The organism is Gluconobacter cerinus (genome assembly GCF_025961355.1).
GTDB classification, from domain to species: domain Bacteria; phylum Pseudomonadota; class Alphaproteobacteria; order Acetobacterales; family Acetobacteraceae; genus Gluconobacter; species Gluconobacter cerinus.
The window spans coordinates 557,909-571,209 of record NZ_JAOQNM010000001.1; the positions used below are offsets into that span (position 1 = coordinate 557,909).

At 57.9% G+C, this 13,301-nt stretch carries 12 protein-coding genes; 3 read left to right on the forward strand and 9 right to left on the reverse strand.

Going from position 1 to position 13,301, the window contains the following annotated elements:
- Window positions 1-4 precede the first annotated feature (4 nt).
- From M2305_RS02565 to M2305_RS02575, 3 genes are read right to left on the reverse strand one after another with little or no spacing between them, the layout of a single operon-like run.
- A complete protein-coding gene (locus tag M2305_RS02565; protein ID WP_264648487.1) occupies window positions 5-1,123 on the reverse strand; it encodes an SPOR domain-containing protein in 1,119 nt (372 codons plus the stop codon).
- On the reverse strand, window positions 1,120-2,928 hold the full coding sequence (gene argS / locus M2305_RS02570; RefSeq protein WP_264648488.1) for an arginine--tRNA ligase: 1,809 nt from the start codon (window positions 2,926-2,928) through the stop codon (window positions 1,120-1,122). The genes M2305_RS02565 and argS overlap by 4 nt, the downstream gene beginning before the upstream one ends.
- Window positions 2,929-2,972: 44 nt before the next feature.
- Entirely contained in the window at window positions 2,973-4,136 is a 1,164-nt protein-coding gene (locus tag M2305_RS02575; RefSeq protein ID WP_264648489.1) for a deoxyguanosinetriphosphate triphosphohydrolase, read from the reverse strand.
- A gap of 185 nt (window positions 4,137-4,321) precedes the next feature.
- Here M2305_RS02575 and M2305_RS02580 point away from each other — a divergent pair, with 185 nt between their 5' ends.
- The gene (locus M2305_RS02580; RefSeq protein ID WP_046899719.1) at window positions 4,322-4,666 is read left to right on the forward strand and encodes a HesB/IscA family protein; all 345 of its coding nucleotides are present in this window, start codon (window positions 4,322-4,324) and stop codon (window positions 4,664-4,666) included.
- Window positions 4,667-4,670: 4 nt separating this feature from the next.
- On the forward strand, window positions 4,671-5,441 hold the full coding sequence (locus M2305_RS02585; protein ID WP_264648490.1) for an exodeoxyribonuclease III: 771 nt from the start codon (window positions 4,671-4,673) through the stop codon (window positions 5,439-5,441).
- Window positions 5,442-5,486: 45 nt separating this feature from the next.
- Here M2305_RS02585 and M2305_RS02590 read toward each other — a convergent pair whose 3' ends face one another.
- Together M2305_RS02590 and M2305_RS02595 are read right to left on the reverse strand one after the other, a co-directional pair.
- Window positions 5,487-5,780, reverse strand: a complete 294-nt coding sequence (locus M2305_RS02590; protein WP_080951390.1) for a hypothetical protein — start codon at window positions 5,778-5,780, stop codon at window positions 5,487-5,489.
- A gap of 142 nt (window positions 5,781-5,922) precedes the next feature.
- The gene (locus M2305_RS02595) at window positions 5,923-6,816 is read right to left on the reverse strand and encodes a LysR family transcriptional regulator (protein WP_264648491.1); all 894 of its coding nucleotides are present in this window, start codon (window positions 6,814-6,816) and stop codon (window positions 5,923-5,925) included.
- Between the two features lie 130 nt (window positions 6,817-6,946).
- Here M2305_RS02595 and M2305_RS02600 point away from each other — a divergent pair, with 130 nt between their 5' ends.
- Window positions 6,947-8,041: an alkene reductase gene (locus tag M2305_RS02600; RefSeq protein WP_264648492.1), complete on the forward strand. Its 1,095-nt coding sequence runs from the start codon at window positions 6,947-6,949 to the stop codon at window positions 8,039-8,041.
- A 43-nt stretch (window positions 8,042-8,084) separates the two neighbouring features.
- Here M2305_RS02600 and M2305_RS02605 read toward each other — a convergent pair whose 3' ends face one another.
- From M2305_RS02605 to M2305_RS02620, 4 genes are all read right to left on the reverse strand, one after another.
- Entirely contained in the window at window positions 8,085-8,903 is an 819-nt protein-coding gene (locus M2305_RS02605; RefSeq protein WP_264648493.1) for an alpha/beta fold hydrolase, read from the reverse strand.
- A 118-nt stretch (window positions 8,904-9,021) separates the two neighbouring features.
- Complete coding sequence (locus M2305_RS02610) at window positions 9,022-9,666, reverse strand: CPBP family intramembrane metalloprotease (RefSeq protein WP_264649923.1); 645 nt, start codon at window positions 9,664-9,666, stop codon at window positions 9,022-9,024.
- A 135-nt stretch (window positions 9,667-9,801) separates the two neighbouring features.
- Window positions 9,802-11,598 carry an aspartate--tRNA ligase gene (gene aspS, locus M2305_RS02615; RefSeq protein WP_264648494.1) on the reverse strand — a complete coding sequence of 599 codons (1,797 nt, stop codon included), beginning with the start codon at window positions 11,596-11,598 and terminating at the stop codon, window positions 9,802-9,804.
- An 81-nt stretch (window positions 11,599-11,679) separates the two neighbouring features.
- Entirely contained in the window at window positions 11,680-13,203 is a 1,524-nt protein-coding gene (locus M2305_RS02620) for an FAD-dependent oxidoreductase (RefSeq protein ID WP_264648495.1), read from the reverse strand.
- Window positions 13,204-13,301 lie beyond the last annotated feature (98 nt).

Sequence of the window (13,301 nt, forward strand, 5' to 3'; positions counted from 1 at the left end):
TCTCTCAGAACTGTGCCGGAGTGCAGGCGATGGACTGTGCGTGCAGCTTCACGCAATATGCCCGGGCAGCCTTCAGATCCGCGAAGCCACCAATACGCAGCCGCACAAACGTCTTGTCTCCATGAGCAGTCTTCTCAAAGAGCGGTGAATGACCTGCGAACAGTCCGGGGGCCTGATGGCGCAGTGTGTCCCACTCCTTGCGCGCTGCGGCTTCGCTGTCGAGCGCGGCAAGCTGAACTTCGCGTGCACCGCCAGCCTCAGCCTTCGGAGCAGCAGCCGTTTTCTGCTGAGGAACAGCATTTTCTGGCTCAGCAACAGGCGCCGGAAGGGGCTTCTGCACAGGCTTTGGCGGAACAGCCTTGTGAACAGGCGCATCAGGGGCCTTAGGCTGCGGCTTGATGGCTGGAACCGGCTTGGGCGCTGGAGCAGCCTCTTCAGGCGTCTCGGCGTCCGCAGGCGCTGAAGCGGCATCTTTGTTTTCAGGAGCCGCGGGAGGCACAGCGGACGGTTCAGCGGCAGCCTTGTCCTTGCCTGCTGCAGCATCTGGAGCAGCCGGAGCCCCGCCATCAGGAGGCGTAGCGTCAGCGGGCGCTGCTGGCTTGTCCGGCTGAGCCGCAGGAGGCGTCCCGGGTTGCACACCATACTGACGAGCCAGCGCCTTCGCGTCCGGCTGTTCCGGTCCCGGAGCCAGATGCGCTTCCCCGTTGCCTGTCAGATCCGTATCGCCACTATCACTCCCCATGATCTGCATTCCTCCGGGATCGGTTGGAACGTCTTTCACAGGGCCTGGCGGTGGGCCAATAATGGGAATTCCGCCGTGATGGCCTCCCGTCAGGGACCATCCCCCGACAGCAAGCAGCAACACGGCGCCGATGCCGATGGCGCCACCGACAAGCTTTCGCGTCGCTGGATCACTGCCAAGAAGGGACGCAAGGCCACCGGCGCGGCTTGCAGTCTCCGGCGCTGCCGCCGTACGACGACGCGGTGGGGCGTCATCATCGTAGTCGTTGCTCAGGCGCTCACGCTCCGCACGCGGAGCAGACGACGGGCGGGGAGAAGAAGGTCCCGCGCCGTAATCACCCGGATCCCGGAAATCGCGATCATTCTCGCTGTCAGGGCTCATCGCATTTCCTCCACTGGCACAACGCCAAGAATGGTCAGTGCGCAACGCAGGGTGCCGGCAATCGCAGAAACAAGCGCCAGTTTTGCCAGGCTCGTCTTACGATCGTTCTCATGCAGAAAGCGCAGGGTCGTGTCTTCGCGTCCACGATTCCACAATGTGTGGAAATCAGACGCCAGATCAATGCAATACGTTGCAATCCGATGCGGTTCACGCGCTGCAGCAGCCGCTTCGACAGAACGTGGGAAAGACGCGATACGGTGTAGAACGGCCAGTTCCACGTCTGACGACAGACCGGAAAGATCAACAGTTGCCAGCGCTTCAGGCGTCACGGATGCAGCACCAAACATCGCTTCTGCCGAACGCAGAACCGAGCGGCATCGGGCGTGAGCATACTGAACGTAAAACACCGGGTTATCACGCGTCTGGGCGACAACGGCATCCAGATCGAATTCCATCTGCGCATCGGCCTTACGGGTCAGCATCGTGAAGCGCACGGCATCACGTCCGACTTCATCCAGCAGATCGCGCAGCGTCACGAACGTGCCCGCACGTTTGGACATACGGACGGGTTCGCCGTTCTTCACAACGCGCACAATCTGGCACATCACGACTTCAAAGCCGGTCTTGCCATCCGTCAGCGCCGAAATTGCAGCACGCATGCGGGAGACGTAACCGCCGTGATCCGCACCGAGCACATCGATCAGAACGTCTGAGTTCTCGGCCTTCTGAGCGTGATAGCCAATATCGTTAGCGAAATAGGTGTTGGTACCGTCAGATTTGCGCAACGCACGATCCTGATCGTCCCCAAAATCGGTAGAACGGAACAGGGTTTGCGGGCGTGGTTCCCAGTCTTCGGGGGTCTTGCCCTTGGGTGGCTCAAGCACGCCTTCATAAAGCAGGCCCTTGCTTTCCAGCTTGGCAATCGCGGCATCAACCCGTCCACTCGCCAGCGTTTCCGCTTCACTGGCGAAGACCTCATGGGAGATGCCCAACCCTTCCAGATCCTCGCGAATTGCGGCCATCATCTGCACCAGCGTTTCAGCGCGGATGATATCGAACCAGACAGACGGATCAGCCGGGCTGCCATCATCGTTGGCGAGAGCGCGACCATGCTTTTCAGCAATGCTCTTGGCAACCGGGATCAGATAGTCACCCTGATACTGCAAACCATTCGGCGTCAGCGGGCTGAACGTGTCAGCATCAATGTCCGTGCCGATAACCTGCAGGTAACGCCAGTAAGTTGCCCATGTCAGTGCAACAACCTGCGTTCCGGCGTCATTGATGTAATATTCGCGCGTGACCTTGTAGCCTGCCGCCTGCATCAGGTTTGCAAGCGCATCCCCCACCACAGCGCCACGACAATGACCCACGTGCATCGGGCCAGTCGGATTGGCGGAGACGTATTCAACATTGACGCGCGTTCCCTGCCCGATCGAGGAACGACCGAAGGCTTCACCGGCCTCCAGAACAGCCTTCGCCACACCCTGCAAGACATATGGCTTGAGCGTCATGTTCACGAAGCCAGGACCGGCGGCTTCAGCATGATCAATGTCTGGCAGGTCGGCGAGCTTCTGTACCAGTTCTGCCGCAATCTCCGCTGGCTTGCGCTTGGCAGGCTTTGCGGCCAGCAAAGCAGCATTGGTCGCCATATGGCCATGGGACGGGTCACGCGGCGGCGTCACTTCAACGCGCTGCACCACCTCTTCCGGCAGGCCGGGGACAACGGACCGCAGCGCCTCGCACACCTGGTCTCTGGCGCGGGCAAAAAGGCAGTCAGTCGTATGGGCAGTGGGTGCAGCGACCATTTCAGCTCGATTCCTGTAACCTGTATCGTCTTGGAGGGGCTTTATCAGCCCAGCACGGAGAGGTCCGTCAACCGTCGATGTTCTTCCATCGCGAAACGATCGGTCATTCCGGCGATATAATTGGCCACCAGACGCCGACGTTCCATATCATCTGCGGCCTTGGCACGATCCTTGAGCGGGTCTGGCAGAAGGCCGGGCTCTTCTGAAAGGATCGTAAAGATTTCAGCCAGCGCGATCTTCGCTTTACGCGCCATGCGATTAACCCGCCAGTGGCGATACATGCGGGCATAAAGAAATTTGCGGATAGCCTTGTTCTTTTCCCGCATCTCGGGACTGAACGCTACAACTGCATGATCGGCATGGCGGATGTCATCCGCGGACTGCGGATCAAGAGCCTCAAGATTGCGGCGCGTCTGATCCGTGAGATCCGTCGCAAGGGCGTTGATCACCACGCGGATTGTCTCATGACGGACACGCTGTGCCTGATCCATCGCTTCGCGACCCGTGCGACACTCCATCTCACGCGACGCCCGAAGCGCATCACCCACCAGGGGAAGATCTTCAATGTCGTCGAACGTCAGAAGACCGGCTCTCAGTCCGTCATCCAGATCGTGCCCATGATAGGCTATATCATCTGACATGGCTGCAACCTGCGCTTCGGCTGACGCGTAGCTGCCGAGATCAAGATGATGGCGCGCATCATATTCAGCCAGATAAGGCGTTGGGCGCTTTACCGGGCCGTTGTGCTTCGCCAGCCCTTCCAGCGTTTCCCATGTCAGGTTCAGGCCATCGAAAGCGTGATAGCGCGTCTCAAGCGACGTCACGAGGCGAAGGGACTGCGTGTTATGATCGAAACCACCCCAATCCTGCATGGCAAGGGCCAGAGCATCTTCTCCGGCATGGCCAAACGGCGTGTGACCCATGTCATGGGCTAGCGCGAGCGCTTCTGTCAGGTCCTCATTCAGGTCGAGACTTCGGGCAATCGAACGGGCAATCTGGGCAACTTCCAGGGAATGGGTCAGACGGGTGCGAAAGAAATCACCTTCATGATTAATAAACACCTGCGTCTTGTACTGAAGCGTCCGGAAGCCGGCGGAATGCAGGACGCGATCCCGGTCCCGCTGCCATGGAGAACGGACAGGGCTTTCTGTCTCCGGGTAGAGTCGGCCTCGCGCACCTTTTTCCTGAACCGCATAGATGGCAGGCATCAACACACTCCCCTGATGATCCTTAGGCGCGGAAAGCACTCTAATTGCTGGATCAAACGCGTCATTCTACGACAGGCTCCCTTCAGCGCAACTCTACCCCTTTGCCCCTGACCCCAGTCTGACCATATAATCAGGACCAGAACCGTCCTGCCTTTCAGCAGACCTCCAGAAACCGGGAACGAGCAATGTCCGAAACCCCTTCCTTCACCATGTCTGCCAGTGCGGCGGCACGGATTGTGGAAATCATTTCCGCCCAGCCGGAACCCGAAGGGCTGGCTTTGCGCGTGGCTGTTCTGGCAGGAGGCTGCAATGGCTTCCAATACCAGTTCAAGCTGGATCGCACGAAGAACGATGATGACGTTCTGATCCAACGCGATGGCGCGACCGTCTATGTCGATGAAACCAGCCTCGATCTACTTGAAGGCGCTGAACTGGAATTCGTCGACAAGCTGATGGGCGCGCACTTCACGGTCACGAACCCCAATGCCGCCTCAGCCTGTGGTTGCGGTACAAGCTTCTCGCTGGCCTGATCGAATGTCCTTTACCTTCGCAAGCTGGAACATCAATTCCATCCGCGCCCGCGCGCATCTCGTTCAGGACTGGCTGGAGCGTCATCCGGAGTGCGATCTGCTCTGCCTTCAGGAAATCAAGTGTGAGGACAGCCAGTTCCCGACGGTTTTCAAGGACGCAGGCTATCACGTCGCCACAACAGGCCAGAAAGCTTACAACGGCGTAGCGTTCATTGGCCGCCGCCCATTTGACGTTACAACGCACACCCTGCCCGGCTTCGATGACCCCACGGCTCGTTATATTGAATGTGAGCTTGACGGTCTGACGATTGGTAACCTCTACCTTCCCAACGGAAACTCCGGCGGAGAAGATGGCTACAGCAAAAAACTATCGTTCTTTGAGGCTCTTGCGGTCCGGGGGAGAGAGTTTCTGGAAAGCGAAAAGTCATTCGCCTTCATCGGAGATTATAACGTCTGCCCCACAGATGAAGATCTCGCGCCCAAGGCTCTGTCGCCTACTGATGCGCTGGTGCGACCGGAAACCCGCGCAGCCTTCCACCGCCTGCAATGGCTTGGCCTGACAGACGCTTTACGCGCTATTCACCCAACGGGTCGTCACTACACATTCTGGGACTATCAGGCCGCCGCATTCCAACGGAACTCAGGCTTGCGCATCGACCACGCCCTGCTGTCCCCGCGCGTCACCGAACGGCTTGTCTCGTTCATGATCGACCGTGACGAGCGTTCGACTGAAAAAGCTTCAGACCATGTTCCGGTGATTGTGACCCTCCGGTAAGCCACAAAAAAAAGCCGCTCCCTTTCAAGGAGCGGCTTTTCCGTTTTAGCCCCGCGGTGAGTATGGCGGCGGCCTGTGGGCTTGCACCCGGGCCAAATGGCCTGGCACCCACTGATAGCCGTTTCCAACCCATTTCCACTGCCCTGGAATCCACTGCATCGTGCGTGCATGCGGTGGAATTCTCTCATTGGGGGGATGTGGCGGAGGGGGGGGCGTCTGGCGATATGGCCCCTGATAAGGAACGAACTGGGCATGGGCCGTGCCACTAATGGGTGGCAGAGCCATAGCTCCGACAAAAAGCGCCGACACGGCGAGCAAGCCCGACAGATGTTTCAACATAACGTCTCACTCCTTTTACAAAAGGCGCTGCGTAGGAGTGCACCTTGCTGCCCTCACAAGGCAGTGATCAGGCGGAGTTGTGGCGGAAAAAAGATTCTCTGCTGCGCTCTGTAACAATTCTCTCGCTGCACGGAAATCAGGGCTACGCCTTCTGAAGACCGTCAACAATTTCAGTTACAAAATCTGCCATGGCCCGCACTTTTGCACTCACCATCCGCCCCGCAGGGAATAACAGCCAGAGTTCTACCGCCTCTAAAGACCAGTCAGGCAGACACCGTTGCACGTGTCCGGCTGCCAGTTCGGGTGCGAACATCCAGTCTGCCGCAATGGTCATGCCCTGCCCCGAGAGAACAGCAGCCCGAATTCCCTCCGCGGCACTCAGACGAAGTCCGGACCGTAGCGAAACCTCCTGACTGTCATTGCTCCTTGTAAAAACGGCTCGGAGCTGTCGGCCCTGTGCATAGAGAACCATCTGATGGTTTTCCAAATCTGCCGGGGCTGATGGTGCAGCAAATTTTTCCAGATATGCAGGGCTTGCCATAACGGATCGGCGCCCGCGCGCCAGACGTCGGCCAATCACGGCTGTATCTTCAGGACGGCCAATCCTGACGGCCATGTCGATCCCTTCCGAAATCAGGTCTACGCGCCTGTCATCCATTTGAACGTCAAGCTCGAGCCCGGGATATCGTGCGGTGAACTGCCCAAGCTGTGGTACCAGATGGATACGCCCGAATGTGGTGGGAATAGCGATCCTCAAGCGCCCTGACAGTTCCTTGCCGCTTCCCCGCGCCAGACTGTCCGCTTCTCTGGCATCCTCGATAATTCTGGCTGCACGCTCGTAATAACGCTGCCCGGCATCCGTTGGGGTGAGACCGTGCGTGGACCGTAAGAGAAGCGCTGTGCCCAAATGGGCTTCAAGCTGTGCGATGACTTTGGAAACCGATGGCTGACCGACGTTCAGCAGGCGGGCAGCCCCTGAAAAAGATCCGACCTCCACCACCTTTACAAACACCGTCATGGCTTGAAGACGATCCATATTTATTCCCTTTGAGAATAATAAATATCTGAAGAACCAAGCTACGCATATTATCAGAGAATAACCATTCTGGCTGTCACAGGACGCATCCATACCGGACATCCTTTTGAGACAACGGAACACCATCAGCATGACGACGCTTCTCTTCACACCACGCTTCGTCGGTCCCACGCGACTGAGCCATCGGGTTGTTATGGCACCACTCACCCGTATGCGGTCCAGTGAGGGTAACTTGCCGAATGATCTGATGCGCACTTATTACAGCCAGCGCGCAACGGAAGGCGGCCTGCTGATTTCGGAGGCGTCCCCCGTCTCCCTCACTGGATATGGCTTTGAGCGCGCGGCCGGAATTTACGATGACAGCCAGATTCCGGGATGGAAGCACATCACGGATGCCGTTCATGCCAAGGGCGGCAGAATGGTTCTTCAGCTCTGGCATGTTGGCCGTCAGTCCGCACGAATCCTTCAGCCGGGTGGTGTTGCTCCCGTTGCCCCTTCAGCCATTCGCGCCAGTGGAGAGGCATGGACGCTCACGGGGACGGTACCCTACGACACGCCACGCGCGCTTGATCAGGATGAAATTCCCGGGATCATCAAGGATTATGAACAGGCTGCCGAACGCGCACTGAAAGCCGGCTTTGATGGCGTGGAAATCCATGGTGCGAATGGATATCTGCCGGATCAGTTCCTCCAGGATGGCAGCAACACCCGCACAGACGATTACGGCGGCTCGGTCGAAAATCGCGCCCGTTTCCTGCTGGAGGTTACTCAGGCTGCAATGACCGTCTGGGGACCAGACCGGGTTGGCGTACGAGTAACTCCAAGCGGGCGCTATGGAACCATGGCAGACAGCAACCGCCCGGCAACGTTCCGCTATGTGGCGTCTGAACTGGATCGTCTAGGCGCTGGGTATCTCCATGTGGTGCAACCCCGCATCGGGGGAGATGCAGAACCTGAGCCTGTAGATGCCGGGACACTTCGGCAGGTCTTTTCCCGCACCATCATTGCCGCGGGCGGATTTGAGCGACAAAGCGCCGAAGCCCTGCTGGCTTCTGGACAGGCGGATCTGATCGCCTTTGGTCGCTCATTCCTTGCAAACCCGGATCTGGTCGAGCGTTTGCGTCAGAACTGGCCGCTGAATTCCTATGATCGCTCTACATTCTATGGCGGCGATGCACGGGGATATACCGACTATCCATTTTATGCTGACGCAGCACAGCATTGAGCAAAAAAACACCCCGACCTGTGTCTGGCCGGGGTCTTTCTGATCAGAATTGCAGAAAAGACAGCAGATCCGCGTTCAGTTGATTGCCATGGGTGACCGCAAAACCGTGCGGCGCACCGGCATAGACCTTGAGAACCGCTCCCGGAACCAGTTTTGCCGTCAGGGCGCCTGTGGCCTCAAAAGGCACGATCTGGTCATCATCTCCATGAATAATCAGGGTCGGGACGGTGATCTGCTTCATGTCTTCCCGATAATCCAGCCCGGAGAATGCCTTGACGCACTCAATCGTGCTCCGCAAGGACGCCTGAAGAGCAATCTGCTGCGTCTGCCCCAGAACACCGTCAGAAATCTCCGCGCCATGATTGATCCCGTAAAAGGGCACCGCAAAGTCTTTCAGGAACTGGGCCCGATCTTTCACCAAGCCTTCGATGATGCCATCGAAAACAGCCGCATCAACCCCTTCGGGATGATCGTTCAGCTTCATGAAAACAGGCGTGACAGCCCCCAGAAGCACCAGCTTCGCAACGCGGTCACTGCCATGGCGCGTTAGATACCGGGTAACATCCCCGCCCCCCATCGAGAAGCCGACCAGCGTCACATCTCTCAGGCCCAGGGTTTCGATCAGTTCTGCAATATCGTCAGCAAAACGATCATAGGTATTGCCATCCCAGGGCTGGCTTGACCGCCCGAACCCGCGCCGGTCAAAGGCAATCACACGGTAGCCGTTCTGTGCCAGAAACAGCATCTGTGAGTCCCACATGTCTGAACTCAGCGGCCAGCCATGGCTGAACAGGACGGGCTTTCCGGTGCCCCAGTCCTTGAAATAAATCTCTGCCCCGTCGGATGTCGTAAATCTGGCCATGAGTGTGCTCCGTTAAGAGGTCAGGAAAGCATCAGCTCCCCCGGAAACCTTGCTCTTACGATAAGCTCTGCTCGTCATACTCAATATAGACATCATGGAATGGTAAGATTTCCATTTATCACTGATGCCACGCTGCACCCGTGTAGAAAAACCGCCCTAACCCCACCGTGAAAATGAGACATCCGTACAGGCTATGTTCAAAGCAGGTCAGGGTGAGCGAACGATGCCGACTGTAATCGCTCGCAAACAGCGCTCCCCCTATCAGCGTCATGCCCACGGCAATCCAGTTCAGAAACAGAATATGCGCAAAGCCGAATGCCACGGCACTGGCTCCGATTGTCACAGGGGCAATACGAAAAAGAGCGCCATATCGCGAGAACAGAAACGCCCGGTACAGAACCTCCTGCGGCCAGACGGACAGAATGGGATAGAGCACCATGACCAGCAGCCAGAACAGCGGTTTTTGTCTCGGCAAGCTCAGGAACACGTCTGGCCAGATCCACCACGTCAGCAACACGATCAGTAGTGCGAGGGCTGTGAAACGCAGTAAAATTCTGCGTGCTTCTCCCGGAAAATCATGGACCTCTGACTTCTGGTGTCTGAGCGAGACGAAAGCCAGAAGCGCGGCAACCCAGAGCAGGCCGAACAACAACCCGGCCCGGCGAAGGGACAGAATGAGCAAAGGGCCACCGCCGTAAAGCGCTAGGAACTCTGCTCCCAGATACAGGCGCCTGCCAAAAGAGACAGTCGGGCGAACGGGCATAGACAACAGACCTTCCGAAGTTCAGCCGGAAAGGCAGACTATCATGATGCCCCTGAGTTTTTCGGAGCGCAGACAAAAGAAAAGCCGATACCCCTTCAGGAGTACCGGCTTTTTCAAACGTCAGGCTCAAATACGTTACTTCGTGACAGCTGGCTTTGGCTTCGGCAGGTCCAGTGCCAGATGCAGCTCCTTTAGACGGGCTGGCTCGACAGGGGCCGGGGCTTCCATCATCAGGTCTTCGCCGCTCTGGTTCAGCGGGAAAAGAATGACCTCACGGATGTTCGGCTCATCAGCCAGCAGCATCACGATACGGTCCACACCCGGAGCGGCACCACCATGCGGCGGAGCGCCGTAACGGAAGGCGTTCAGCATGCCACCGAAGCGCTCTTCCACGACTTCCGGGCCATAACCTGCGATCTCAAATGCGCGCAGCATGACTTCCGGCAGATGGTTCCGGATTGCGCCGGAGGACAGCTCCACGCCGTTGCAGACGATGTCGTACTGGTAAGCGTTGATCGTCAGCGGGTCCTGCGTATTCAGCGCATCCAGGCCACCTTGCGGCATGGAGAACGGGTTGTGGGAGAAATCCACCTTGCCCGTCTCTTCGTTGAGCTCGAACATCGGGAAGTCCACCACCCAGCAGAAGCGGAACGCGTTCTTCTCGATCAGGTCCAGCTCCGTTGCCACCTTGGTGCGGACAACACCAGAGAACTTGGCAACTTCGTCCCCCTTGCCAGCAGCGAAGAAGACGGCATCGCCAGCCTTCAGGCCGCAGATCTCACGGATACTCTCGACGCGCTCAGCTTCAAGGTTCTTGGCAATCGGGCCCTTACCGCCTTCTGCCTCGAAAATGATATAACCCAGACCACCAGCGCCGCTTTCACGCGCCCAGGTGTTCAGCTTGTCAAAGAAGCCACGCGGACGATCACCTGCACCGGGTGCCGGGATCGCACGGATCTGACCGCTGGAAGCTGCAATCTTGGCGAACAGGCCGAAACCGGAATCCCGGAAAGCGTCTGTCACGTCCTTGATGATCAGCGGATTACGCAGATCCGGCTTGTCAGAGCCATAATCGCGCATGGCATCAGCATACGGAATGCGCGGAAATGCACCGTCCGTGATCTTCCAGCCTTCCGGCGTGAACTCATTGAACACGCCAGCCAGAACCGGCTCCAGAACCGTGAAGACGTCTTCCTGCGTGACGAAGGACATCTCGAAATCGAGCTGATAGAACTCGCCCGGGCTACGATCAGCGCGTGAGGCTTCATCGCGGAAGCACGGAGCAATCTGGAAGTAGCGGTCAAAACCCGCCACCATCGCAAGCTGCTTGAACTGCTGCGGAGCCTGCGGAAGCGCGTAGAACTTGCCCGGATGCAGACGTGCCGGCACGAGGAAGTCACGCGCACCTTCCGGGGAAGACGCCGTCAGGATCGGGGTCTGGAATTCCGTAAAGCCTTGCTCGATCATGCGCTGACGCAGACTGGTGATGACCCGGCTACGCAGCATGATGTTCTGATGCATCTTCTCGCGACGGAGATCGATATAGCGGTACTTCAGGCGCAGTTCTTCAGGATAGTTCTCCTGACCCGCTACCTGAAATGGCAGAACAGCCGCGTTGGACCGCACTTCGAGTTCTTCTGCAAGAACTTCGATGTCACCCGTCGGCAGGTTCGGGTTCCGCTGGGAGCCCTGACGGACCACAACCTTGCCGGTGACGGTAATAACGCTCTCAACGCGAAGGCGCTCGGCCTTTTCCAGCAGGTCCGTACCAGCCGGGATAACAACCTGTGTCACGCCATAATGGTCACGCAGATCGATGAACAGCAGGCCACCATGGTCGCGCTTGCTGTGCACCCAGCCGGACAGGCGGACGGTCTGTCCGGCGTCCTGTTCACGCAGGGCGCTACAGTCATGGGTGCGGTATGGATGCATGTCGGGCCTCTTCAACGTCCTGGCGGATAAGTCGGCGCAGGAAGCCGGGACGGCCCGCTCATGTCAAGCTTCGTGCGCGGTTCAGACCTTTTCCTGCACGAAACCTTCGAAATCGACGGCGGCTCTGGCCATGTCATACGCATGACCCGCGCCCGCCAACGCAACAGGCTTTCCGTCCTTAAGATAGGTCGCAAGGAAGCTGAAGCCCTTGATATCCCCTTCAAGGCTGACGTTATCGAAGCTCTCGCCCCAACCTAGCAGCTCGATCTTCTTGCCAAACTGCTGCGTCCAGAACCATGGCGTCGGCATATGGCTGGTCTCGTGTCCCATCATGGCCATTGCGGCGATCCGTCCCTGCACCTGCGCATGACGCCAATGCTCGATTCGCCGTGGTTTCCCCTCATGCAGGATGGCAGACGCATCCCCTGCAGCGTAAACACCGGGCGCTGCCCGCATCAGATGATCGACAACGATGGCACCGTCCTCATCCCGGTCCAGGCCTTGCACAAATCCGGTTGCAGGTGTCACGCCGATGCCGGCCAGAATGAAGGATGCTGGCAGCTTCATGCCATCTTCCAACTCCACTCCTTCGGCCTTTTTTTCTCCGTAAATTTTCACGACTTTTGCGTCGGAAATGAACGCCACACCATTTTCTTCGTGTAACTGGCGCAGACGCGTTCCAATCTCTCGACCAAAGTGTTTTTCCATCGGAACGTCCGTGGAGGCGATAACAGTCACTCCCACACCGCGCTGTCGCAGGCAGGAAGCCACTTCCAGGCCTATGAAACTCGCACCGATGATCGTTACGGCCTGATCCGGGTCAATAACCCGGGCAATGTCTTCCGCATCCTGCTCCCTGTGCAGCGTAAAGACGCGCTTCAGATCTGCGCCAGGAATGTCCAGGCGCTTGGACCGCGCGCCCGTTGCGATCAGAACATGATCGCCGGACAGGCTCGTTCCGTCTGATAATTCAGCCGTCTTGGTAGCAGGATCGAAGGTCTGGATGGTTGCATGCTTCAGACCAATACGGTGCTGGCCATAAAAAGATTCGCTTCGCAGCGAAGGAGCGTGCGCTTTCTCCGGCTCGCTCAGCAATACGGTCTTACTCAGGGCCGTCCGGTCATATGGACGGTGCTTTTCTTCCGTCACCATCGTGATTTTCCCGGCAAATCCCTCCTGACGGAGCGTCACCGCAGCCATCAGGCCCGCTGCCCCCGCGCCAAGGATCAGGACTGTCTCATCCTCCTGATGCGCTGATGGGACATCCCGTTTCATGGGGCTGGTGCCGACCAACACACGGCCGTCAACAATTTCCACCGGATACCGTGGCAGGGGCTCAAGAGCGAGCGGCTCTACGAGACTTCCGTCAACGGCATCGAAAACTGCCTTATGCCAAGGACAGACCAACACGCTGCCTTTTTCAGTCTTGCAGAACGCACCCTGCTCCATCGGCGCTTCCTTATGGGGGCACTTGCCACCCAAGGCATGCACCTCCTCGCCGTCCTTCACCAGAACAACCGAAGTGCCCTCAATGGAAAAAGAGGCAATCTGTCCCTCTTCCAGATCCTTGAAGGCCACTAGGTCGCGAAAATCATTGGTGCTCATCGGACAGCCCCTGAAAATAGTGGAAAATCTCGTTACAGAAACAAACGCAGCATAGGCATTCGGGTTGGCAAACAGCAAAAAACCCGCCGGGACAACGC